16 protein-coding genes are annotated in these 24,235 nt (G+C 71.7%); 2 read left to right on the top strand and 14 right to left on the bottom strand.

Features of this window, described 5'->3' with window-relative positions:
* Positions 1-45: 45 nt before the first annotated feature.
* The 5 genes from AC4BEG_RS23060 to proB all read right to left on the bottom strand — a co-directional run bounded on the left by AC4BEG_RS23060 (position 46) and on the right by proB (position 5,390).
* Positions 46-1,125: an SCO2583 family membrane protein gene (locus AC4BEG_RS23060; RefSeq protein WP_490701644.1), complete on the bottom strand. Its 1,080-nt coding sequence runs from the start codon at positions 1,123-1,125 to the stop codon at positions 46-48.
* Between the two features lie 175 nt (positions 1,126-1,300).
* Entirely contained in the window at positions 1,301-1,921 is a 621-nt protein-coding gene (locus AC4BEG_RS23055) for an SCO2584 family spore wall biosynthesis protein (RefSeq protein WP_490701643.1), read from the bottom strand.
* A 106-nt stretch (positions 1,922-2,027) separates the two neighbouring features.
* Positions 2,028-3,326 carry a glutamate-5-semialdehyde dehydrogenase gene (locus tag AC4BEG_RS23050; RefSeq protein ID WP_490701642.1) on the bottom strand — a complete coding sequence of 433 codons (1,299 nt, stop codon included), beginning with the start codon at positions 3,324-3,326 and terminating at the stop codon, positions 2,028-2,030.
* Positions 3,327-3,417: 91 nt separating this feature from the next.
* Complete coding sequence (locus AC4BEG_RS23045) at positions 3,418-3,900, bottom strand: DUF8830 family protein (RefSeq protein ID WP_490701641.1); 483 nt, start codon at positions 3,898-3,900, stop codon at positions 3,418-3,420.
* A gap of 320 nt (positions 3,901-4,220) precedes the next feature.
* On the bottom strand, positions 4,221-5,390 hold the full coding sequence (proB, locus tag AC4BEG_RS23040) for a glutamate 5-kinase (RefSeq protein WP_490701640.1): 1,170 nt from the start codon (positions 5,388-5,390) through the stop codon (positions 4,221-4,223).
* A 300-nt stretch (positions 5,391-5,690) separates the two neighbouring features.
* Between proB and AC4BEG_RS23035 the strand changes: the two genes are divergently transcribed.
* Entirely contained in the window at positions 5,691-7,778 is a 2,088-nt protein-coding gene (locus AC4BEG_RS23035; RefSeq protein WP_490701639.1) for a hypothetical protein, read from the top strand.
* Between the two features lie 79 nt (positions 7,779-7,857).
* Entirely contained in the window at positions 7,858-9,114 is a 1,257-nt protein-coding gene (locus AC4BEG_RS23030; protein ID WP_490701638.1) for an IS30 family transposase, read from the top strand.
* A 280-nt stretch (positions 9,115-9,394) separates the two neighbouring features.
* On the opposite strand, the gene obgE is transcribed toward AC4BEG_RS23030, so the two are convergent.
* From obgE to mrdA, 9 genes are all read right to left on the bottom strand, one after another.
* Entirely contained in the window at positions 9,395-10,828 is a 1,434-nt protein-coding gene (gene obgE / locus AC4BEG_RS23025) for a GTPase ObgE (protein WP_490701637.1), read from the bottom strand.
* 199 nt (positions 10,829-11,027) lie between these two features.
* The gene (rpmA, locus tag AC4BEG_RS23020) at positions 11,028-11,285 is read right to left on the bottom strand and encodes a 50S ribosomal protein L27 (protein ID WP_176182992.1); all 258 of its coding nucleotides are present in this window, start codon (positions 11,283-11,285) and stop codon (positions 11,028-11,030) included.
* A gap of 14 nt (positions 11,286-11,299) precedes the next feature.
* Complete coding sequence (rplU, locus tag AC4BEG_RS23015; RefSeq protein ID WP_201875579.1) at positions 11,300-11,620, bottom strand: 50S ribosomal protein L21; 321 nt, start codon at positions 11,618-11,620, stop codon at positions 11,300-11,302.
* Between the two features lie 263 nt (positions 11,621-11,883).
* Entirely contained in the window at positions 11,884-16,032 is a 4,149-nt protein-coding gene (locus AC4BEG_RS23010) for an Rne/Rng family ribonuclease (protein WP_490701636.1), read from the bottom strand.
* Between the two features lie 220 nt (positions 16,033-16,252).
* Positions 16,253-17,029, bottom strand: a complete 777-nt coding sequence (locus tag AC4BEG_RS23005; RefSeq protein ID WP_490701635.1) for a TIGR03936 family radical SAM-associated protein — start codon at positions 17,027-17,029, stop codon at positions 16,253-16,255.
* Between the two features lie 137 nt (positions 17,030-17,166).
* A complete protein-coding gene (locus AC4BEG_RS23000; protein WP_490701634.1) occupies positions 17,167-19,092 on the bottom strand; it encodes a TIGR03960 family B12-binding radical SAM protein in 1,926 nt (641 codons plus the stop codon).
* Between the two features lie 106 nt (positions 19,093-19,198).
* On the bottom strand, positions 19,199-20,779 hold the full coding sequence (locus AC4BEG_RS22995) for a CYTH and CHAD domain-containing protein (protein ID WP_490701633.1): 1,581 nt from the start codon (positions 20,777-20,779) through the stop codon (positions 19,199-19,201).
* A gap of 60 nt (positions 20,780-20,839) precedes the next feature.
* A complete protein-coding gene (rodA, locus tag AC4BEG_RS22990) occupies positions 20,840-22,042 on the bottom strand; it encodes a rod shape-determining protein RodA (RefSeq protein ID WP_490701632.1) in 1,203 nt (400 codons plus the stop codon).
* On the bottom strand, positions 22,039-24,183 hold the full coding sequence (gene mrdA / locus AC4BEG_RS22985) for a penicillin-binding protein 2 (RefSeq protein ID WP_490701631.1): 2,145 nt from the start codon (positions 24,181-24,183) through the stop codon (positions 22,039-22,041). The genes rodA and mrdA overlap by 4 nt, the downstream gene beginning before the upstream one ends.
* Between the last annotated feature and the right edge of the window lie 52 nt (positions 24,184-24,235).

The following is a 24,235-nucleotide window of genomic DNA, read 5'->3' as shown; positions in this document are numbered from 1 at the left end:
CCCGCAGCAGGCCCCGCGCGGCCCTCGCACAGCCCTCACGCGGCCTTACGAGCCGCCGCCCATACGGGGCTGGGAGCCGGGCGTCAGGGCGCCGCAGAGCGAGACGGTGGTCCGGCCCGGCGCGTAGGGGTCGGTGCCGCCCGGGGCGTCGCCCTTGGCGCTCTGCCCGGCGAGCAGCGGCCGCAGATAGCCGGAGGCGTTCGCCGCGCAGGTCTGCGGACCCGCCAGCACGGCACTCTGCACCAGCTCGAGATGGTGGTCGCGCAGATCCTCGCGGTCGAAGTGGAACCGCGTCTCGCGACGCACGGTGAACAGCGAGGCGTGGTCCGGGCCGCGCTCATGGGCCCGCTGTACCGCGTAGACGAAGATGTGGTCGGCGGTGACCTCCAGGGCGGCGGGGCTGCGCTCGACGACGGTGAGCGTGCCCTGCACCCGCACCGGGGTGTCGGCCAGGGCGACCTCGGCCGGGTTGAAGCGGGTGAGCCAGCCGGTGGCGGCATGGCGTCCGTCGTCCACCGGGTGCTCGAAACTCTGATCGAACTGATCCTGCTGGGCCGGGTCCAGCAGCAGCCGCACCGACCGCACCGGGCCGCCGGTGAGCACGCCCGGATCGATGGCCGAGGTGACCAGGTACTCCTTGGCGATGGTGAGCGCCGACATCACCTGGCTCTCGGAGAAGCTCTGGGTGCGCCGGGCCCCGGGCAGGGTGACCCCCTCGGCGCCGGTGCGGAACTCGGCGGCCGGGCTGTTGCGGAACAGCTCCGCCGGCGCCCCGCCGGGCACCTCACCGCGCGGCGCCAGCGGCACCACGCTGCTGTGCAGCGGCTCGACGGTCTGCGGCGGCGGGGCCTGGTACGGGTGGCGCACACCCATGTAGACGGCCGCGGCGAAGGCGAGGGCGATCAGCAGGATGAGGATGACGGCCTGCCGTGACGCCCCGGCCCGGGCCCAGGCATGGCGGCTGCGCACCGCCCGCGCATGCTCGCCCATCCGCTCCTGGGCGGAGAACTCCTGGAGCCGGGCAGCACGAACGAACGACTCGTCGAACACGACGGAGCGATACTCGTCCTCACCACCCGGGACGCCGTCGGGTGTCCCCTCGGGAGGGTCTCCACGCCCGGTCATACCTCAAGAGTAGGTCGCGGCGGGCAGCGGTAAACGCGGTGGTACTCCACAACTTCGGACGGCTCCAGGAGGAAACGCCGCATACCGCGCGGCATGCTAGGCCCCCGTCTGCACTCGTCTGCAAAGGGTGCCACGCCTGCGTCTGACGCCTGGCACGCACCTCGCCAAGGGGTGCTCAGGGCGACCGGGGCGCGGTGGAGGCGGGCGGCGCCTCGGACTCGGCCGTGGAGGACGCCGAGGGCTCCAGACGCGGCGGCCCGGTGGGGCTGCCGTCGACACCGCTGGTGGCGGGTGGCGGGGCCGGGTCCTGGCGGTTGCCCGAAGCGCCGCGGTAGACGGCGGTGAAGGCCAGCGCGACCACGCCGACGCCCATGAGGACGGCCAGCAGCCAGGCCACCGGGCGCTGCCAGCGGGCATGGCCGCGATAGGGGCGCCCGGCGCTGCCGTACCGCCCGTAGGGTCCGTACGGGCCGTAGAGGCCGTCCATCTCCCGGCCGTGGCCGAAGCGGCCGTCAGGATCGGTGCCGTCGGGGTCATAGCCGAACTCGGCCTCGCCGTCCGCGCCGTAGCCGTCCTCGAACAGCTCGTCCTCGGGGGGCACTCCGGCGGGACGCCGGCGGGACGCCTCGGCCGCGGCCAGTATCCGTTCCACCGCGGTCGGTTCATGGATGAGGGCCGACCGTACGAAGTCCTCGTCGAAGACCACGGCGGCGAACTCGTCGTTCGCCTCTCCGTGGCTGCGGTCGTCGGGCTCGTCGCCGTTCGGGAACGGCGTGCCCCCCACGTCGTCCGGCACCCATTCAGAGTAGACCGGACGGGTCAATTTGGGCAGGGCGAAATGGTATTCGGGGGAAGATCCACCCCAGCGGGGCCTGGAATCGGGTATCCCCCGAACGGGTGAGTCAGCGGGTGTGTCCGTCGCCGGTGACGATGTATTTGGTCGAGGTCAGCTCGGGAAGTCCCATGGGACCGCGGGCGTGCAGCTTCTGGGTGGAGATGCCGATCTCAGCGCCGAAGCCGAACTGCCCGCCATCGGTGAACCGGGTGGAGGCGTTGACGGCGACCGTGGTGGAGTCCACCAGCTGGGTGAAGCGGCGGGCGGCCGCCTGGGACGTCGTCACGATGGCCTCGGTGTGACCGGAGGACCACAGCCGGATGTGGGACACCGCGGCCTCCAGGGAGTCCACCACCGCCGCCGCGATGTCGTACGACAGGTACTCGGTCTCCCAGTCGTCCATCACCGCCGGGACGACGGTGGCCTTGCCGCCCTCGGCCAGCGCCACCACGCGCTCGTCGCCGTGCACGGTGACCCCGGCCTCGGCCAGCGCGTCCAGGGCGCGCGGCAGGAACTCCCGCGCGATGTCCTGGTGCACCAGCAGCGTCTCGGCCGCGTTGCACACACTCGGCCGCTGGGCCTTGGAGTTCACCAGGATGTCGACCGCCATGTCGAGATCCGCCTGCGCGTCCACGTACACATGGCAGTTGCCGGTGCCGGTCTCGATGACCGGGACGGTGGATTCCTCGACGGTGGTGCGGATCAGGGACGCGCCTCCGCGCGGGATCAGCACATCGACCAGACCGCGGGCGCGCATCAGCTCGCGCACCGACTCGCGGCTCTCGCCCGGCACCAACTGCACGGCGTCCGCGGGCAGTCCGGCGCCGCCGACGGCGTCCCGCAGGACCTTCACCAGCGCGCTGTTGGAGTGGTACGCGGACGAAGAGCCGCGCAGCAGTACGGCGTTGCCCGACTTCAGGCACAACGCGGCCGCGTCCACCGTCACATTGGGCCGGGCCTCGTAGATGATGCCGACGACACCGAGGGGCACCCGCACCTGACGCAGGTCGATCCCGTTGGGGAGCGTCGAACCGCGCACCACCTCGCCGACCGGGTCGGGCAGCGCGACCACGTCCCGGACGTCCGAGGCGATGGCCCGTACCCGCTCGGGGGTGAGGGTCAGCCGGTCGACGATGGCGTCGCTGGTGCCCGCCGCACGGGCCCGCTCCACATCGACCGCGTTCGCCTCGATGATCTCCTTGGTGCGCACCTCGAGGGCGTCGGCCATCGCGAGCAGCGCGTCGTCCTTGAGGGCGCGCGGCAGCGGGGCGAGATCGGCGGCCGCGGCACGGGCCCGGTAGGCGGCCTGGAGGACCGGGGACTTCGGCCAGGGGTCGGTGAGCGGCGACGTGGGTGCGCTGGTCATGAGGGCAGCCTACTGAGCCGGTGGGCCCGATCTCGCTGCTATTCCGCACTTCGAGACGGGGTTCTCGCATTCCGGGAGGGCACACAGGTCCTCAGAACGGATGCACGCCCACCGGGGAGGCGGGCGGCGGACCGTAGCCCTCCGCGATCCGCTGGTGATACGTATCACGGTCGATGACCTCAAGCCCCACGATCTCCCACGGCGGGAGGTTGGCCGTCGAGCGGTGCTCACCCCACAGCCGCAGCGCGACCGCCGCCGCGTCGTGCAGATCGCGGGCCTCCTCCCAGTAGCGGATCTCGGCATGATCGTTGGCGTAGCGGCTGGTCAGCAGGAAGGGGTGGTCATGGGCGAGCTGCTCCAGGGCCCGCCGGACCTCCCGCAGGGGCGCCTCGACGCCCGAGACGCTGAGAGTGATGTGCCACAGCCGGGAGATCTCGACGCGTCCGGCGGCCCGCTCCGTGGCGGCGCCGGGCCCCGCCTCCGCGGCCGCCGTCCCGGTGTCGCCCGTTCCCACACTGGTCAGGGTGCGCTCCGCCGCCCCTCTGGGCGACGCCCCCGGGCGCCCTCGTCTCACCGGCGGCCTCCTGTAGCTCGCTGCTCCGCTCGTCCGCGGGCGGAGCACTAGTGGCGGTGTGGCTGACGGTCCGCGGCTTCCGCTCCGGGGCCGCCGCGGCCCACCACGGGCCCGCTGCCCTCGCGGCCCCGTGGAACAAAGTTGACCAGTCCGGGCGGTGCCGCGGGGGCTTTTTGCGCAAGGTCTCCAAGGAATGACGCGGACTTGTCGCGAATCCTCCCCCTCACCCACGCGCGCGCGGCCCGGGAGAGCCGGTGCGCGGGCGCCGGACGCCGGGGCGCGCGCCCGCCGGCGCCCCCCGGGGCGCGGCCTCGGCGGCCTCAGCGGTCCAGCACCACCAGGTCGTCGCGGTGCACGACCTCGCGCTCGTAGGCGGGCCCGAGCTCACGGGCCAGCTCGCGGGTGGACCGCCCGAGCAGCCGGGGGATCTCCTTTGCGTCGAAGTTGACCAGCCCGCGGGCGACCGCCCGCCCCTCGGAGTCCCGCAGCTCCACGGGGTCCCCGGCGGTGAACTCGCCCTGCACGGACGCGATCCCGGCCGGGAGCAGCGAGGTGCGGCGCTCCACCACGGCACGCACCGCCCCGTCGTCGAGGGTGAGGGCGCCGCGCGGCGTGGAGGCGTGCGCGAGCCACAGCAGCCGGTTGGCGGAGCGGCGTCCGGTGCGGTGGAAGTACGTGCCGGTACGGCGCCCCAGCAGGGCGTCACCGGCCCGGCTGGCGGAGGTGAGCACCACCGGCACCCCGGCCGCCGCCGCGATCCGCGCCGCATCGACCTTGGTGACCATGCCGCCGGTGCCGACCCCGGAGCGCCCCGCGCTGCCGATCGACACCCCGTCCAGGTCCTTCGGGCCCCTGACTTCGTCGATCCGGGAGGTGCCGGGGCTCCTGGGGTCTCCGTCGTAGAGGCCGTCCACATCGGAGAGCAGCACCAGCAGATCGGCCCGCACCAGATGGGCGACCAGGGCCGCCAGCCGGTCGTTGTCGCCGAACCGGATCTCGTCGGTGGCCACCGTGTCGTTCTCGTTGACGATCGGCAGCGCGCCCATGGCCAGCAGCTGGTCCAGGGTGCGGGTGGCATTGCGGTAGTGGGCGCGGCGGCTGGTGTCGTCCGTGGTGAGCAGCACCTGCCCGACCCGCCGCCCGTAGCGGGCGAAGGAGGCCGTGTAGCGGGCCACCAGCAGCCCCTGTCCGACGCTGGCGGCCGCCTGCTGGCGGGCCAGGTCACGGGGGCGCCGGTCGAGGCCCAGCGGGGCCAGCCCGGCCGCGATGGCGCCCGAGGAGACCAGGACTATCTCCTTGCCGCCCGCGGCCGCCTCCCGGTCCCCCGCCTCGCCCTCGAGAACCTTCGCGAGTACATCGACCAGCGCGTCGACCCGGTCCGCGTCCAGACCCCCCGCCGCGGTGGTGAGGGAGGACGAGCCGACCTTGACCACGATCCTCCGGGCGCCGGCCACCTCGTCCCGTGCCGCCGACCCGTCCTGCTCAGTCACTCCGCTCCCCTGCTCCGTCCCCGGCCTCGTCACGCACCCGGACGCGGTCGTCACGCACCGTACGCCCCACAGAACGCGTGCCTTGCACACTCATCATGACAAGGTGGCAATCTACGCCAGGCGCGCCCTCGCCCGCCTGCGCATTCCGGCCCCCGGACGAGCCGCGAAAGCCCTGTCCGGTGATCGTTTGGACCCGGTTCGAGGCGGTTGGCACCTGCGCGGATTGCTACCGGGCCGGGCGGCGGCATACGGTCAGGGGTCCCCCTTTTCGTCCGTGCCCTCCTGCCAGGAGCCCTCCCAGTGCCCTCTGCCGGATTCGCCCCACGCCGGGTCGTACAGCTGACGGCGTTGCTCGCGATGGTGGTGTTCTTCACCACACAGCTCGTCGGCGCCGTGCTTCCGAACGTACCTCTCCTCATCGTCGCTTCGGCGTGCGGTCTCGCGCTCGATCTTTTCCTCCAGCACAAGCAGCCAGGGCTGCTGTCGCTCCTGGGCAAGGTCCGTTTCGACGTCACGGTGCGCCAGCTGTTCCGCGACATGCTCATCATGGTCGGGCTGCTGCGGATCGAGGGCATCAATCCGCTGCACGAGCAGGCGCCGCTCACGGTGGCCCTGCTCGCCTTCTACGTGGTGCACTTCGCGTGCCAGGCAGTGGCCATAATGGTCCGCCGCTCCCGGCAGCTGCCCTTTGTGACCCGCAACATCGACGCGTCCGCGCTGCGGCTGTCCGAGGCCCCGCCGCGGCTGTTCGCCCGCCAGCACGGCCGTCGGCTGCTGCGTCTGGCCACCCCGGTCACCGCCGGTCTGCTGGTCACCGCGGCCACCAAGAACGGCTGGTGGGGCGGTGCCGGTCTGGCGGTCGCGCTGCTGATCGCCCTCGGCGGCACCGTGCACCTCGGCACCTGGCTGCTGCCGCGCAAGCGGGTGGCCAACGAGGCCAAGGCCCTGGAGTGGCTGGACACCTGGCTGGCCGAGTACCGGCCGACCGTGGGCATGTACTTCTCCGGCGGTAACTCCTCCGCCTACCAGGCCAACATGTGGCTCTCCACGCTCGCCGCGCTCGACGGCAACCCGATCATCGTGCTCCGTGAGCGGTTCATGGTGCAGAAGATCGACGCCACCGATGTGCCGATCGTCTGCCTCCCGAAGGTCGCGCATCTGATGCGGCTGGAGCACTCCACGCTCAAGCTGCTGCTGCACCCGGCGAACTCCGGCAAGACCTCGCAGGTGCTGCGCATCCCCTCGATCAAGCACGCGTTCACCAACCACGGCGAGAGCGACAAGCTCTCCAGCTGCAACCCGTACGCCAAGGCGTACGACGAGGTGTGGGTCGCGGGCCCGGCAGCCCGCGAGCGCTACCAGCTCGCCGACATCGGCGTCGAGGACAAGGACGTGGTCGAGGTCGGCCGTCCGCAGCTCGCGCCCATCCGCCCCCACGCGGGCGTGCCCACGGGCGAGTTCACCACCGTGCTCTACGCGCCGACCTGGGAGGGCTGGGACGGCAACCCGGGCAACACCTCGGTGGTGCTCGCGGGCGAGAACATCGTCCGCGCGCTGCTGGCCGATCCCAAGGTCCGGCTGCTGTACAAGCCGCACCCGATGACCGGCTCCGTCGACCCCCGCGCGGGCAGCGCCAACGAGCGCATCAAGGCGATGATCGCCGAGGCGAACACCCGGCGCGACGGGACCCGGCCCGGCCCGGAGGCCGCCGCCGAGCTGGCTCAGCGGGCGGATGAGCTCAACCGGCTCACCAGCACCGCCTTCCGCCCCAGCGCGGACGAGATCGAGCGGATGAAGATCCAGGGCGCCCCGGATGACAACCGCGCGGCAGGCGTCGCCGCGGCCACGGCCGCCTGGGAGAGCGCCTACTGGTCCTCGCTGCCGGACTGGGAGCACCAGATCATCACCGGCCCGCGTCCGGCGATCTTCACCTGCTTCAACCAGGCCGATGTGCTGATCAGCGATGTCTCCAGCGTGGTCTCCGACTACCTGACGAGCGAGAAGCCGTACGCCGTGGCGAACACCAGCGGGCTGCCGGAGGAGGAGTTCCGGGCGGGCTTCCCGACGGTGCGCGCCGCCACCATCCTCACCCCTGAGGCCTCGGGTGTCGGGGAGCTGCTGGAGGCGGTCCGGAACCCGGAGAAGGACACCCTCGCGGCGGCCCGCGCCGAGCTGAAGGTGCACCTCCTCGGCCCGTCCGACCCGCCGTCGCTGGTGCGCTTCAACCAGGCGTCGCTGGATCTGTGCGCCAAGGCCGACGAGCGCCGCGCCCGGATGGCCACCCGGCTGTCGGACGAGATCCCCGCGCAGCGGGAGGCCCGTGACGCGGCCGAGGAGATGGAGCTGGAGCCCGGCTCCCCGGAGCCGGAGGAGACGGCGACCGTCTGATCCTCGCAACGGATGCGCGAAGGGCCCGGGAGATTCTTGAGTTCTAGTGGTCGTCGCAACACCCCACTTCAGGGGTGCGATGGACTTCAAGATCCGGGACGACCGGAAACCGCAGGGCCGGAAGCAGTTGGTCCGGGAGCGGGAGGAATACCTTCGGCTTGTGGATCAAGGAACCCCCTATGAGGACGCCTGCCGGATCGTCGGCATCAACTCGAAGACCGGCAGGCGATGGCGTAACGGCCGCAGTGCGTACCGCCATCAAAAGGCGGCACTACCTATCACCGGGGTGGTGCCGCCTCACCTCGTTCCCGTGGCTGAGGGGTCAGCCGGCCCCTCGCGCTACCTGCGTGAGGCCGACCGCATCCACATAGCCGACCGGCTGCGGGAAAAGGCCACCGTCCGGACGATCGCGGCCGAGCTCGGCCGCAGCCCCTCAACCATCAGCCGGGAGATCCGTCGAAACCGGACCACCCTCCCCGACGGTCGTTGGTACTACCGGCCGCACGCCGCCCAGCGCCGGGCGGACAAGCGCCGACCGAGGCCCAAGCCAGCCAAGATCGGGCAGAACCCCGAGCTGCGCGACTTCATCCAGGACCACCTGGCCCGGCGGTGGAGCCCGGAGCAGATCTGCCAGGCTCTGCGCAGACAGTTCCGTGACCGGCCGGAGATGCACGTGGTCCACGAGACGATCTACCAGGCCCTCTACGTCCAAGGCCGCGGTGAACTCCGACGCGAGCTGACCCGCGCACTGCGGACCGGACGAGCCGTCCGCAAGCCCCACCGCCACTCCGCCCGCCGCAGACAGCGATTCCCGCACCCCATGGCGATGATCAGCGAGCGGCCCGCCGAAGTGGCTGACCGGGCTGTCCCCGGCCACTGGGAAGGCGATCTCATCGTCGGCAGCAACTCCCGCTCAGCCATCGCCACACTCGTCGAACGCAGCACCCGCTACCTCATGCTGGTCCACCTCCCGAACGGCCACGCAGCATCGGCCGTCCGCCAGGCGCTGGCCGACACCGTCCAGACCCTGCCGCCCCACCTGAAGCGGTCTCTGACCTGGGACCAGGGTGCCGAGATGGCCGCCCATCACTCCTTCAGCCTCGCCACCGACATCCCGGTCTACTTCTGCGATCCGGGCAGCCCCTGGCAACGCGGCTCGAACGAGAACACCAATGGCCTGCTGCGGCAGTACTTCCCCAAGGGCACCGACCTGTCCCGACACAGCCGGGACGACCTCGACACCGTCGCCGCCGAACTCAACAGTCGCCCACGCAAAACGCTCGACTGGGAAACCCCAGCCGAGCGCCTCGCTAAGCTCCTGGCGACAGCCAGTTGATCACTGTGTTGCTACGACCCCTGGAATTCGCCATTCCTCCCGGGCCCTTTGTCATGGGCTGCCGTCCAAGGCCCGCACAGCGCCGCACAGCGGTCGTAGGGGCCCGGCTGCCAGTCCTGGTGCCGCGTCAGCCAAGGTTCGCCCCGCTCGCCGCCCTGGCACGGACGCTCGCCGCGTTGGCCGAAAGCCCGAGCAGGCCCACTGCGAGGGCTTCCGGCCGCCTTGCGATCGCACGCACCAGGACACCTCGCTACCGGGCAAACCCTGGCCTGACGCGGCACTAGAACGGCTTGAAGGAGTCGAACTCCTCCTCGGCCTCGTCCCGCTCCGCCTCGCGCTCCCGGCGCCGCTGCGCGGCCGGGCGCGGGGCCTCGAAGCGGTGGTCCTCGCCGCGGCGGCCCAGCATCTCCGCGCCCGCGCTCATGGTCGGCTCCCAGTCGAAGACGACCGCGTTGTCCTCCGGGCCGATGACGACCTCGTCGCCCGCGCGGGCGCCCGCCTTCACCAGCTCCTCCTCGACGCCGAGGCGGTTCAGCCGGTCGGCGAGATAGCCGACGGCCTCGTCGTTGTTGAAGTCGGTCTGGCGGACCCAGCGTTCGGGCTTCTCGCCCAGCACCCGGTAGAAGCCGTCCTCGGCCACCACCGTGAAGCCCGCGTCGTCCACGGCCTTGGGCCGGATGACGATCCGGGTCGCCTCCTCCTTCGGCTTGGCCGCGCGTGCGTCGGCGACGATCTTCGCCAGGGCGAAGGACAGCTCCCTGAGGCCGAGATGGGCCACCGCCGAGATGTCGAAGACCTGGTAGCCGCGGGCCTGAAGATCCGGGCGGATGATGTCGGCGAGGTCCTTGCCGTCGGGCACGTCGACCTTGTTGAGCACCACGATGCGCGGCCGGTTCTCCAGACCGCCGTACTGGGCGAGCTCCGCCTCGATGACGTCGAGGTCGGTCACCGGGTCGCGCTCGGACTCCAGGGCGGCGGTGTCCAGGACGTGCACCAGCACCGAGCAGCGCTCGACATGGCGCAGGAACTCCAGGCCCAGGCCCTTGCCCTGGCTGGCGCCGGGGATCAGCCCGGGGACGTCCGCGATGGTGTAGACGGTCGAACCGGCCGTGACCACACCGAGGTTGGGCACCAGCGTGGTGAAGGGATAGTCGGCGATCTTCGGCTTGGCGGCCGAGAGCACCGAGATCAGCGACGACTTGCCCGCGCTGGGGTAGCCGACCAGGGCCACGTCCGCGACGGTCTTGAGCTCCAGGACGATGTCCTCGGCCTTGCCGGGCTCGCCCAGCAGCGCGAAGCCGGGGGCCTTGCGGCGGGCCGAGGCGAGGGCGGCGTTGCCGAGGCCCCCGCGGCCGCCCTGGGCGGCGACATAGGTGGTGCCCTGGCCGATGAGGTCGGCGAGGACGTTGCCCTGCTTGTCGAGGACGACGGTGCCGTCCGGGACCGGCAGGACCAGATCCGTGCCGTCCTTGCCGGAGCGGTTGCCGCCCTCGCCGGGCTTGCCGTTGGTGGCCTTGCGGTGGGGGCTGTGGTGGTAGTCGAGCAGCGTGGTGACCGACTGGTCGACGACCAGGATCACATCGCCGCCACGGCCGCCGTTGCCGCCGTCCGGGCCGCCCAGCGGCTTGAATTTCTCGCGGTGCACGGAGGCGCAGCCGTGGCCTCCGTTACCCGCGGCGACATGCAGCTCGACGCGGTCCACGAAGGTGGTCATGACGGGTGCCTCCAGGGGGGTACGGAACGGGGTGGGTGGTGGTGGTCAGGGTCGCGGCGGGGCCGGTCCGGCTGGGCCGCTTCTGGGGCCCGTCGGCGCTCTCCCGCTCCCGTCAACGCGCCGAGGGCGGACCCGCTTCCCCGTCACGGGAAAGAGCGGTCCGCCCTCGGAAAGGTGTGCGGTGTCGCGCCGGGGCTGATTACTCAGCGACCGGAACGATGTTCACGACCTTGCGGCCACGGTGGGTGCCGAACTGCACCGCACCGGCGGCCAGCGCGAACAGCGTGTCGTCGCCGCCGCGGCCGACGCCCGTGCCCGGGTGGAAGTGCGTGCCGCGCTGACGGACCAGGATCTCACCCGCGTTGACGGTCTGGCCGCCGAAGCGCTTGACCCCGAGCCGCTGGGCGTTGGAGTCGCGACCGTTCCGAGTGGACGATGCGCCCTTCTTGTGTGCCATGTCTCCTCAGTCCCTTACTTCGCAGCCGAGTCGATGCCGGTGATCTTCAGCGCGGTGTGCAGCTGGCGGTGGCCGATGCGCTTGCGGTAACCGGTCTTGTTCTTGTACTTCAGGATGTCGATCTTGGCACCCTTGTGGTGGTCAACGACCTCGGCGTGGACCTTCACGCCGGCCAGCACCCACGGGTCGCTGGTGACGGCGTCGCCGTCGACGACGAGCAGAGTCGAGAGCTCGACGGCGTCGCCGACCTTGCTGTCGGACATCCGGTCGACCTCGATGACATCGCCCACGGCCACCTTCTGCTGGCGGCCGCCGGTGCGCACGATTGCGTACACGCGGTTCTCACTCTCTCGTTCGTAGACGGGACCTCTGATGCCAGCCGCTCCACATGACCCGCCGCGGGTCATGACAACCGAGTGATTCCTCGCGACGGACCGTCGCTTGCGATTCATCTGCGGCCAAGCGGCCTCTCCCGACGGAGCGGGAGGGATCTGCTCAGGGGTTTGGCGTACAGACGCCGAGGGTCAAGGCTACCAGAGCCCGCGAGGGGCACCTGCTCGGGTGAGGAGGCGCCCCTCGCGGGCCGATGACGCGGCCGTCAGTCGTCGGCGGCGGCCGAAACCGACTGCGGCATCTGCTGCTCCGCCGCCGCGGTCTTCTTCGACGCCGACTTCTTGGCCGTGGTCTTCTTCGCGGTCGTCTTCTTGGCCGTCGTCTTCTTGGCCGCGGTCTTCTTCGCCGCGGTCTTCTTGGCGGCCGTCTTCTTCGCCGGTGCCTTCTTGGCGGCCGTCTTGCGCGCGGTCTTCTTCGCCGGCGCCTCGGTCACCGCCTCACCGTCGGCCGGTGCGGCCTCGGCGGCCACGCTGCCGGTCCCGGACGCCGGGGCCGTCTCCGGCCCCGCCGCGGACCCGGCGACGACCACCACGGCCGCCTCCTCGGCGCCCGTCGGCGAGCCCGCCGGGGCGGACACCTTCCGGGTCACCCGACGGCGCGTACGCGGCGCGGGAGCGGCCTCGGGAGCCTCGGCGGGCTCCGGGGCGGCGGCGGGAGCGGGCACCTCGGCCGTGGCCGCGGCGGCCTGCTCCGGCTCCGCCGCCTTCTCGGCCTTCCCGGGCTTCTCGGCCTTCCCGGGGGCTTCCTTCTGCTCGTCCGAGCCGACGACCACCACGGCCTCCCGCTGTGCGGCGGCCTTGGGGGCACCCGCCGGGGCGGACGCCTTCCGGGTCACCCGGCGGCGGGTACGGCCACGGGTGGCGGCGGCCTCGGCCTCGGCGGCGCTGCTGTACAGCTCCTCGTCGGCCGCGAAGACCGGCTCCGGCAGCGCCGTGGGCGCCGCGGCCTCGGCGGCGGCCTCCTCGGCCGCCTCGACGAACGTCTCGCCCTCGGCCTCGGCCTCGGCTTCGGCCTCCGCCTCGGCGGCGGCCCGCTCCTGCTCGGGCGCCTGCTGACCGCCCCCGGACTTCTTCTTCTTGCGCTTGCCGCCACCGCCGCCGACCGACGTGGGCTGATCCATGTGGACGATCACGCCACGGCCGTTGCAGTGCACACAGCCCTCGGAGAAGGACTCCAGCAGCCCCTGGCCGACCCGCTTACGGGTCATCTGCACCAGACCCAGCGAAGTGACCTCCGCCACCTGGTGCTTGGTGCGGTCCCGGCCCAGGCACTCCAGCAGCCTGCGCAGCACCAGATCGCGGTTGGACTCCAGCACCATGTCGATGAAGTCGATCACGATGATGCCGCCGAGGTCGCGCAGCCGCAGCTGGCGCACGATCTCCTCGGCCGCCTCCAGGTTGTTCCTGGTGACCGTCTCCTCCAGGTTGCCGCCCTGGCCGGTGAACTTCCCGGTGTTGACGTCGACCACGACCATCGCCTCGGTCCGGTCGATCACCAGCGAACCGCCGCTGGGCAGCCAGACCTTGCGGTCCAGCGCCTTCATCAGCTGTTCGTCGATCCGGTAGGTGGCGAAGACATCGACGTCCGAGGTCCACTTCTGGAGCCGGTCGGCGAGGTCGGGCGCGACATGCGAGACATAGCCATGGATGGTCTCCCAGGCATCGCCACCGCTCACGATGACCTTGGAGAAGTCCTCGTTGAAGATGTCGCGGACGACCCGGACGGTCATGTCCGGCTCGCCGTAGAGCAGCGACGGGGCGTTGCCGCTCTTCGCCTTCTTCTGGATCTCCTCCCACTGCGCCTGGAGGCGCCGGACGTCGCGGGCGAGCTCCTCCTCGCTGGCGCCCTCCGCGGCGGTGCGCACGATCACGCCCGCGTCCTCGGGAACGATCTTCTTCAGGATCTGCTTCAGCCGGGCCCGCTCGGTGTCGGGCAGCTTGCGGCTGATACCGGTCATCGAGCCCTCGGGCACGTACACCAGATAGCGGCCGGGGAGGGAGACCTGGCTGGTCAGCCGGGCGCCCTTGTGCCCGATCGGGTCCTTGGTGACCTGGACCAGCACCGACTGCCCGGACTTCAGGGCGGTCTCGATCCGGCGCGGCCCGTTGGACAGGCCCAGCGCCTCGAAGTTCACCTCGCCCGCGTACAGCACGGCGTTGCGGCCCTTGCCGATGTCGACGAAGGCGGCCTCCATCGACGGCAGCACGTTCTGGACCTTGCCCAGGTAGACATTGCCGACGTAGCTGCTGGCCTGCTCCTTGTTGACGAAGTGCTCGACGAGGACGTTGTCCTCCAGCACCCCGATCTGGGTCCGCTCACCGCTCTGCCGGACCACCATGACCCGCTCGACCGCCTCGCGGCGGGCCAGGAACTCGGCCTCGGTGATGATCGGCACCCGGCGGCGGCCCTGCTCGCGGCCTTCGCGGCGGCGCTGCTTCTTGGCCTCCAGGCGGGTCGAGCCCTTGATGGACTGCACCTCGTCGGCGCCCGTACCGGACTCGGCTTCCTTCTTGCGGGGCTCACGGACCTTGACGACGGTGCGCTCCGGGTCGTCACCGCCCGCCTCGACATCGACGTCCCCGCTGCGACGGCGACGGCGGCGGCGACGGCGGCTGCTGCTGGAGCCCCCGGCGCCCTCCTCGGCCTCGGCGGCCTCCTCGGCCCGGCCGGTGCCGGACTCCTCGGCGCCCTCGCCCTCGGCGGCGGTCTCGTCCTCGTACCGCTCCTCGCCCTCGGCACGCCCCTCGGCGCCCTCGGTGTCGGCGGCCTCGCCACGGCGGCGGCGACGGCCACCGCGGCGACGGCGGCGGGCTGGGCGGTCACCCGGCTCCTCGTCGCCCCGCTCGTCCTCGGCCGACTGCTCCACGGCCTCGGCCGGCTCGGCCGGCTCGGCGGACGCGGCGGTTTCGGTGGGCTCCTCGGCCTCCGTGCGCTCCTCGACGGGCTCGCCACGGCGGCGGCGACGGCGACGGGTGGGCGCCGCGGCCTCGGCGGCGGGCTGCTCCTCCTCGGCCTCGGTCGCGGTTTCCTCGCCCTGGACGGCCGCGGCCTCGGCGGCGGCGCTCTCCGGGGTCTGGAACACCGGCTCGGTGAAGACCGGCGCCTGGAACACGGCCGTCGGGGGACGCGCGGCCCGGCGGCGGCGCGACGCGGGCTCCTGCTCGGGCTCCGCCTCGGCGGCCTCGGTCTCGGCGGGCGTGGCCTCAGGCTCGGCGGCGGCCGCCACGCGGGTCGCCCGGCGGCGGGCACGGCCGCGCGGCGCCTCCTCGGACACCACGGCGGTCTCCTCGGCGCTCTCGCTCTCCTGCTCCTGCTCCTGCGCGGCGGACGTCTCGGCGGCCTCCGGCGCACCGGACGGAGCGGTGGCCTTGCGGGTAGCGCGACGGCGGGTCCGCGCGGGCGCGGCGGGCACGGTCTCGGCCACCGCGGTCTCCTCCTCGGAAGCCGCCGCCTCGGGCTCCGGCTCCGGCGCGACCGCGGCCGTCTCCGGCTCGGCCGTCTGCGGCTCACCGGCCGGGGCGGTCGCCTTACGGGTGGCGCGGCGGCGGGTACGGCCGCGCGGTGCCTCCTCGGCCGGTTCGGCCGGGGCGTCGGCTGCGACCGCGGCTGAGGCGGCGGCCTCCTCACCACGGCCACCAGCGGTCGCCGTAACCGACGCGTCCTCGTCGGCCGACCGCGGAGCGCCCGCCGGAGCGGTCGCCTTACGGGTCGCACGGCGACGCGTCCGGGCGGGCGGCGTGGCCTCGGCGGACTCGGAAACGGGCTCGGCGGCAGACTCGGCAGCGGCCTCGGCGGGCTGCTCCTCAGCCGCCACGACCGTCTCGGCGGCCGCGGGCGCACCGGCCGGAGCAGTGGCCTTGCGGGTGGCCCGACGGCGGGTCCGCGCGGGCGGCACGGCCTCGGTGACCGGCTCGGAAGCGGGCTCGGCGGCGTCAGTGGCCTCCGCGCCAGGTCCGGCATCGGCGGCTACGACCGTTTCGGCGGCCGCGGGCGATCCGGCCGGGGCCGTGGCCTTACGGGTCGCACGGCGGCGGGGCCGGGCGGGGGCGGCGGAATCGGCCTCGGAGCCGGACGCGGCGGCCAGGGCGGCCCCGGCGGCGACCGGCTCGGAGGCGGTCGCCTCGGCGATCTCCTCGGCCGGTATGGCCGGCACGGCGGGGGTGACGGTCTCTGCGTCGCTCACCGCGCCCACCGGCGGACCGGCGGGCCGGGAGGCAGCCCTACGGCGGCGCGGCGGCAGGGTGTCACTGGGGGTGCTGTCCTGAATGTCCCCGGGTGCGCCGACAGGCGGCGCACTCTGTCCCAGGGGCTGGACAGGCTGGACAGGTTCAATCGGCTCAATCGGCTCGAGCATGCGGGCGGTTCTCCCGTCACGCTCCCGGGCGCCGCGCCTGCTTCCGGCCGCAGCCGCGCGGTGCGCGGATGCCGCCGTCCGGGGCGCGGGCGCCGCACGGGAGCTGTCGTCTCGCTCGCCGGGACCGGACACGGCCGGGACCGGCGAAAGTCTCCTGGTCAGTGCGCCAGCCGGACCCGGGTGGCTCCCAAGTGCATCGGCGGCGCATCGACGGCGGTCCTTACGCGGAACCTTCCGGCGCCATCGCGGCGGTCAGCTCGGCGGCCGTGGGTGGGGCGGCCGGGACTGCCTCGCGATCGGGCGCGAGCGGGTCGGTCACCGTGCCGGACTCCTCATCGAGCAGCCCCTGCGCCAGCCTGGTCACCGCTGCGGGGACCGGCGGCGCCAGGTCGGCCGTAGCGCGGAGACCGGACAGGACGTCGTCGGGTCGTACGGCAGGTGTCAGATGCCGTACTACCAGCCGCAGTATCGCACAGCCACCGTCCACCGGCCTATCGGTCGGGGCATCGACCGCCTCCAGCCGGACCACCGCGCCACGCGCGTCGAAGGTTCGCAACCCGTTTTTGGTCCGGCGCTCCACCTCGACCGTGTCGGCCTCGAGGAACGCCGCGACGGCCCGCGCGGCCTCCGCGTGGGGGACCCGGTCCAGCCGCAGTTCCCATACGGACGCCTCGAGCCGGTCCGCCAGACCGGAGGTTCTGGCCTCGACGGCGTCGATGACGTCCAGGCCGGGGGGCAGCGACTCGTCGAGAAGGGCGCGCAGCGTGCCGGGGTCACGCGCCTCGGTGAGCTGGATCTCCAGATACTCGGCCTCACTGCCGGTGCCGGTGGGTGCGGCATTGGCGTACGACACCTTGGGGTGCGGGGTGAAGCCCGCCGAGTAGGCCATGGGCACCTCGGCGCGGCGCAGCGCCCGCTCGAAGGCGCGCTGGAAGTCGCGATGGCTGGTGAACCGGAGGCGGCCGCGTTTGGTGTAGCGCAAACGGATGCGCTGCACCGCCGGTGCGGGCGGCGGGCCTTCGGGCTGTCGCTTGCCCAGGGGAGTGTCTCCTTGTGTTCCTTGGCTGTTCCGTGCCGGGCCCGCTCGGCCCGGCACGTTCCAGCCTACTTTGTGAGCTGCCGGTTACCGGTCGGCTACTTCACGACGGACAGCGGCAGCAGCTTGCGGCCCGTGGGGCCGATCTGGATCTCGGTCTGCATCTGCGGGCAGACGCCGCAGTCGAAGCAGGGGGTCCAGCGGCAGTCGTCGACCTCGGTCTCGTCGAGCGCGTCCTGCCAGTCCTCCCAGAGCCAGTCCTTGTCCAGGCCGGAGTCCAGGTGGTCCCAGGGCAGGACTTCCTCGTAGGTGCGCTCACGGGTGGTGTACCAGGCGACGTCCAGCCCGAAGCCGGGCAGCGTCCGCTCGGCGCACTCCATCCAGCGGTCGTACGAGAAGTGCTCGCGCCAGCCGTCGAAGCGGCCACCGTCCTCGTAGACCGCGCGGATGACGGCGCCCACCCGGCGGTCACCGCGGGAGAGCAGGCCCTCGACGATGCCGGGCTTGCCGTCGTGGTAGCGGAAGCCGATGGAGCGGCCGTACTTCTTGTCGCCGCGGATCCTGTCGCGCAGCTTCTCCAGGCGCGCGTCCGTCTCCTCGGCACTGAGCTGCGGCGCCCACTGGAACGGGGTGTGCGGCTTGGGGACGAACCCGCCGATCGAGACGGTGCAGCGGATGTCGTTCTTGCCGGACACCTCACGGCCCTTGGCGATGACCTTGATGGCCATGTCGGCGATCTGGAGGACGTCCTCGTCGGTCTCGGTCGGCAGACCGCACATGAAGTACAGCTTCACCTGCCGCCAACCGTTGCCGTAGGCGGTGGCGACGGTCCGGATGAGGTCCTCTTCGGAGACCATCTTGTTGATGACCTTGCGGATGCGCTCCGAGCCGCCCTCGGGGGCGAAGGTCAGGCCGGACCGGCGGCCGTTGCGGGTCAGTTCATTGGCCAGATCGATGTTGAACGCGTCCACCCGGGTCGAGGGCAGGGACAGACCGATCTTGTCCTCTTCGTACCGGTCGGCCAGCCCCTTGGCGATGTCGCCGATCTCGGTGTGGTCGGCGGAGGACAGCGACAGCAGGCCGACCTCCTCGAAGCCGGTGTTCTTCAGCCCCTTCTCGACCATCTCGCCGATCCCGGTGATGGAGCGCTCGCGCACCGGACGGGTGATCATGCCCGCCTGGCAGAAGCGGCAGCCCCGGGTGCAGCCGCGGAAGATCTCCACCGACATCCGCTCGTGCACGGTCTCGGCGAGCGGCACCAGCGGCTGCTTGGGGTACGGCCACTCGTCGAGGTCCATGACGGTGTGCTTGGACACCCGCCACGGCACACCCGAACGGTTGGGCACCACACGGGAGATCCGGCCGTCGGCCAGGTACTCCACGTCGTAGAACCGCGGTACGTAGACCCCGCCGGTGCGGGCGAGCCGGAAGAGCAGCTCCTCGCGGCCGCCGGGGCGACCCTCGGCCTTCCAGGCCCGGGTGATCTCGGTGATCTCCAGCACGGCCTGCTCACCGTCGCCGATCACCGCGCAGTCGATGAAGTCCGCGATCGGCTCGGGGTTGAACGCGGCGTGACCGCCGGCGACCACGACGGGGTGGTCCGCGGTGCGGTCGGCGGCCTCCAGCGGGATCCCGGCCAGGTCGAGCGCGGTGAGCAGGTTGGTGTAGCCCAGCTCGGTGGAGAACGAGACGCCGAACAGGTCGAAGGCGGCGACCGGGCGGTGCGAGTCCACGGTGAACTGCGGCACCTCGTGCTTGCGCATCAGCTCCTCGAGGTCCGGCCACACGCTGTACGTACGCTCGGCGAGCACGCCCTCACGCTCGTTGAGCACCTCGTAGAGGATCATGACGCCCTGGTTGGGCAGACCGACCTCGTAGGCGTCGGGGTACATGAGCGCCCAGCGGACGTCGCAGCTGTCCCAGTCCTTGACCGTGGAGTTGAGCTCCCCGCCTACGTACTGGATCGGCTTCTGCACATGCGGGAGCAGGGCCTCGAGCTGTGGGAAGACCGACTCGACAGACATCGTGTGGGAGATACCTTCGTGAGCTGACAGGGGTGACCCTCAAGCGTACCGGTCCGCGGGGCGGCCTCTCGCCACACCGCGGCCGGGGGCCTCCCGCGCGGGCGGCTCAGTGCCGCAGGGCCGCCCGGTGCGCGGGTCTTGAGACCTCGGCCCACAGCCCCGGCAGCTCCCGCTCGCGGGCGGCGGCCAGCGCCTCCTCCCGCCCGTGGAGCAGCCCGTAGGTGAAGGCGCTCTCCCCCGCGGCGTGCGACTGGACGGCCAGCTCGCGCAGCGCGTCCCGGGCCACCACGCTGTCCTGGTGGTCGCCGAGCAGCTCCTGCACCCCGGTCATCAGCGTGGCGAACCGCTTGGCGGGCTTGCCCAGCGCCGGGCGGGCCGCCTCGGCGGCGTAGCGGGCCCGCTTGGCGTCCTTGCGCGCCTCGTGGAGGGTGGTGTCGCGCTCGGGGCTCGCGGGGGCGTGCAGGCCCGTCTCGACGCGGTCGGCGAGCCGCTGATAGTCGCGCAGTACGGCCTGGAGGATCACTTCCCCGGCGGGGCGGGCGGCGGCCGGACGCAGTGGCGGGTCGGCGAGCAGCGCGTCGAGGCGGTCGAGGAGCGCGAGATAGCGCTCGCCGTCCAGGACCTCGATCAGCCGGCCGCGCGAGCCCTTGCGGCGCGCCTCGGACCAGATACGCAGCCGGGCGGCCACCGGCCCGAGCCGCAGCTCGACCGGGACTTCTGAGAGCCGTTCCTCGATCCGCGCGGTGAGCACTTCGCGGTCGCGGTCGATGCCCAGTTCGGCGGCGAGCCACTTCAGTTCGGCGCCGATGGGGTCGGTGACGGTCCGGTCCAGGACCTTGCGGTAGGAGCGGAAGGCGGAGCGCAGCCGTCGGGTGGCGACCCGCATGCGGTGGACGGAGTCGAAGGTGTCCAGGCGTACGGCGGGGTCGAGGGTGACGATGGCGGTGATCTGGCGGCGTACGTAGCCGAGGACCACATCGCCCGCGGTGGCCTCCGCGCCCTTCGCGCCCTTCGCATCCTTGGTGGGCTTCTTCGCGGGCTTCTTCTCCTTGCCGGGCTTCTTCGCCGACCGCGCCGGGTCGGTCTCGGCCAGCGCTCGGGCCAGCTTGGAGGGGGCGGCCGAGCGGCGCAGCCCGGCCGAGGTCAGCCGCGGCTCCAGCGCGTCCAGCAGCGCGGGGTCGCCGCCCTCGGCCAACTCCACCTCGTACTCGGTCCACCGGACCGGCTCACCGGTCTCCGGTGCCAGCCGCCGGGCCGTGACGCGGTCGGCGGAGACCTCGGCGAGCAGCGCACCGTCCGCGTCCACCAGGTGCTTGACGTCCCGTTCCGAGAGCAGGTGGACCAGGGGGACGAGCTCGGTGGAGCGGACGCGGGAGCGGACCAGCGCGGCGAGTTTGCCGGGCAGGGTGTCCGAGAGCGGGGCGCGGATCTCGTCCCGGGTGTCCGCGCCGACGGGCAGTTTGAGGTGCCAGCCCTCGTCGCCGCCGCCGGTGCGGCGGCGCAGGGTGATGCCGTCGGCCGCGAGGCGCCGGCAAGGGGTGTCGTAGTAGATGGCGTCCAGCGTGACCACGCCGCGGTCCGTCATGCCCGCGACCGCTCCGATTCCGGTCAGGTCCGGCACTCCGCCGTCCTTGGTGGCCTCGCTCGCCTCGTACTTGCGTTCGATTTCCCGCATCATGTCCACCATGAACCGAATTTAGTCGCCCCGGGGCCGGTGCGGGAGCCCCCGGAGCGACATCCGCTGACGTCAGGCGGACACCGGACGCTGCACCCTGATGGACTGGAGCAGGCCGATCGCGATCCAGACGGCGAACATCGAGGAGCCGCCGTAGGAGACGAACGGCAGTGGCAGCCCGGCCACCGGCATGATGCCGAGCGTCATCCCGATGTTCTCGAACGACTGGAAGGCGAACCAGGCGATGATCCCGGCGGCGACCACCGTCCCGTAGAGCTCGGTGGTGTCCCGGGCGATACGGCAGGCTCGCCAGAGCACGATGCCCAGCAGCACGATGATCAGGCCCGCGCCGAGGAAGCCCAGCTCCTCCCCCGCCACCGTGAAGACGAAGTCGGTCTGCTGCTCGGGCACGAACTGGCCGGTGGTCTGGGTGCCGTGGAACAGCCCCTTACCGGTGAGCCCGCCCGAACCGATCGCGATCCGCGCCTGGTTGGTGTTGTAGCCGACACCGGCCGGGTCCAGGGCGGGGTTGGCGAACGCCGCGAAGCGGTCGATCTGGTACTGGTCCAGCACGCCGAGCTGCCAGACGAGCACCGCGCCGATCACCGCGGTGAGGATCAGCCCGGCGACCCAGCGGTTGGAGGCGCCGGACGCGAGCAGTACGGCGAGCACGATCACCGCCATGACCATCACCGAGCCGAGATCCGGCATCAGCAGCACGACGGCGATGGGCAGCGCGGCCAGGCCGAGTGCCTGCACCACGGTGCGGTGGTCGGGGTGCACCCGGTCACCCGCGTCCACCCGGGTCGCCAGCAGTATCGCCATCCCCAGGATGATCGTGATCTTGGAGAACTCGGAGGGCTGGAGGGAGAATCCGCCGCCGATCTGGATCCAGGCGTGGGCACCGTTGATGGTCGAGCCCAGCGGGGTGAGCACGGCCAGGACCAGCACCACGGAGAGCCCGTACAGGATCGGGACCGCGCCGCGCAGGGTGCGGTGGCCCAGCCAGATGGTGCCGATGGCCAGCAGCAGCCCGATACCGGTGTTGAGGGCGTGCCGGACCAGGAAGTAGTACGGGTCACCCTGGTTGAGCTCGGTGCGGTTGCGGGTCGCGGAATACACCAGCACCGCGCCGATGGCGGACAGGGCGAGCGCGCAGAGCAGCAGCACCCAGTCCAGGCGGCGCACCAGCGAGTCGCGGGCGGTGAGCTTGCTCCAGGTGCCGCGTTCGGGGGTGAAGCGGCGGACGGAATAGTTGCGGGTGGACGCGCTCATCGCTGTGCTCCCCGGCGCCGTTCGTTCGCCGCGAGGGCGAACTGCTTGCCCAGGGGCTGGGCTTCGATGGAGCCATCGGACTCGATCTTGGGAAGGTCGGCCTGCGGCGTCGGCAGCAGCGCCTTCTTCTTGTCGATGCCGCCCTTGCTGTCGATGCCGTACAGGGCGTTGTAGATCTTGCGCACGGCCGGGCCGGAGGCCCCGGAGCCGGTACCACCCTGGGAGATCGTCATGATGACCGAGTACTCCTTGGTGTACGTCGCGAACCACGAGGTGGTCTGCTTGCCGTAGACCTCGGCGGTACCGGTCTTGGCGTGCATCGGGATCTTGTTCTGCGGCCAGCCGCCGAACCGCCAGGCGGCGGTGCCCCGGGTGGCCACACCGGCGAGCGCGCTGTCGATCTTCTGGCGGGTCGCGGCGTTCATCGGCAGCTTGCCGTGCGGGGTGGGCTTGATCTTCGTGATCTTCTTGCCGTCGGGGCTGATGACCGCCTTGCCGATGCTGGGGTCGTACAGCGTGCCACCGTTGCTGAGGGCCGCGTAGATGGTGGCCATCTGGATCGGGGTGACGAGGGTGTCGCCCTGGCCGATGGAGAAGTTCACCGAGTCACCGGCGCGCATCTTCATGCCCTCGAGGCAGTTCTCGTAGGAGAGCCGCTGGCCGTAGTTGCCGTCCTTCTTGGCGCTCTTGCACCAGGCGTCCTTGTTGGCCGTCCAGTAGTCCTTCTTCCACTTGCGGTCCGGGACCCGGCCGCTGACCTCGTTGGGGAGGTCGATACCGGTCTCCTTGCCCAGGCCGAACTGGTGGGCGGTCTTGTAGAACCAGTCCGCGGGCTTCTTCTTGGGCTTGTTGCCGCCGTCCTTTTTCCACTGCTCGTAGGCGAGGTGGTAGAAGACGGTGTCGCACGAGACCTCAAGGGCGCGGCCAAGGTTGATGGAGCCGTAGTTCTCCGACTCGAAGTTCTTGAAGACCTGGCTGCCGATGTTGAAGGAGCTGGTGCAGGGGTAGTTGCCGTCGAAGTCGTAACCGGCATTGACGGCGGCGGTCGTCGGGATCACCTTGAAGATCGAGCCGGGGGCCGCCTGGCCCTGGATGGCCCGGTTCAGCAGCGGGTAGTTGGAGCCCTTGCCGGTGAGCTTCTTGTAGTCCTTGCCGGAGATGCCGCCGACCCAGGCGTTGGGGTCGTAGGTCGGGTTGGAGGCCATGGCCACCACCCGGCCCGTCTTCGCCTCCATGACCACGACCGCGCCGGAGTCCGCCTTGTAGTTGGTCCCGGTGTTCCGGTCGTGCGTCTTGCGGGCGTCCCTCATCGCCTGCGCCAGCTCCTTCTCCGCGACCGCCTGGACACGTGAGTCGATGCTGGTGACGACGTTGTCGCCGGGCCGGGCCCGCTGACTCTCCCGCTGGCCGATCACCCGGCCGAGGTTGTCGACCTCGTAGCGGGTGACCCCGGCCGTGCCGCGCAGTTGGCTGTCGTACTCGTGCTCGAGACCGTTGCTGCCCACCTGGTCGGAGCGGAGCAGCGGGGACTTGGAGTGTTCGGCCTTCTTGATCTGCTCATCGGTGACCGGCGAGAGATAGCCCAGCACCTGGGCGGCGTTGGACCCGGCGGGCGCGGCGTACCGGCGTACCGCGGTGGGCTCCGCGCTGATCCCGGGAAAGTCCTCCTCGCGCTCCCGGATCTGGAGGGCCTGCTGGGGGCTGGCCTCGTCGGTGATCGGGATGGGCTGGTACGGGGAACCGTTCCAGCACGGCTGCGGGGTCTTGGCGTCGCACAGCCGGACCTTGTCCAGCACGTCCTTGGGCTTCATCTTCAGCACGCCCGCCAGACGGGTCAGGACGGCCTTTCCGTCGTCCGGCTCCTTCATCAGGGCGGTCCGGCTGGCGGAGACCACGAGCCGGGTCTCGTTGTCGGCCAGCGGCACACCGCGGGCGTCCAGTATCGAGCCGCGCACCGCGGGGTGGACGACCTGCTGGACGTGGTTGTTGGCGGCCTTCTTGGTGTACTCGTCGCCGTTGCGGATCTGGAGGTACCACAGCCGCCCGCCGAGGGTCAGCAGCAGCGAGAAGGCGAGGATCTGGATGGCGACGAGCCGGACGGTGACCCGCGTGGTCCGCCCGGTCTCGGGGATGTTGCTCATGGCGCTCCCATGAGGGCGGTGGTGGGCGACGGGTGGGAGGACGGCGGGAGGA

It is taken from the genome of Streptomyces sp. JLBJ103 (assembly GCF_058215575.1).
Note: the sequence above shows the minus strand (reverse complement) of the source record. Positions and strands in the feature narration are given on the sequence as shown.

Coding starts and splice junctions, on each gene's coding strand:
- AC4BEG_RS23060 (WP_490701644.1), bottom strand. CDS start 1,125: ATGACCGGGCGTGGAGACCCTCCCGAGGGGACACCCGACGGCGTCCCG.
- AC4BEG_RS23050 (WP_490701642.1), bottom strand. CDS start 3,326: ATGACCAGCGCACCCACGTCGCCGCTCACCGACCCCTGGCCGAAGTCC.
- AC4BEG_RS23030 (WP_490701638.1), top strand. CDS start 7,858: ATGGACTTCAAGATCCGGGACGACCGGAAACCGCAGGGCCGGAAGCAG.
- obgE (WP_490701637.1), bottom strand. CDS start 10,828: ATGACCACCTTCGTGGACCGCGTCGAGCTGCATGTCGCCGCGGGTAAC.
- rpmA (WP_176182992.1), bottom strand. CDS start 11,285: ATGGCACACAAGAAGGGCGCATCGTCCACTCGGAACGGTCGCGACTCC.
- AC4BEG_RS23010 (WP_490701636.1), bottom strand. CDS start 16,032: ATGCTCGAGCCGATTGAGCCGATTGAACCTGTCCAGCCTGTCCAGCCC.
- AC4BEG_RS23000 (WP_490701634.1), bottom strand. CDS start 19,092: ATGTCTGTCGAGTCGGTCTTCCCACAGCTCGAGGCCCTGCTCCCGCAT.
- AC4BEG_RS22995 (WP_490701633.1), bottom strand. CDS start 20,779: ATGGTGGACATGATGCGGGAAATCGAACGCAAGTACGAGGCGAGCGAG.
- rodA (WP_490701632.1), bottom strand. CDS start 22,042: ATGAGCGCGTCCACCCGCAACTATTCCGTCCGCCGCTTCACCCCCGAA.
- mrdA (WP_490701631.1), bottom strand. CDS start 24,183: ATGAGCAACATCCCCGAGACCGGGCGGACCACGCGGGTCACCGTCCGG.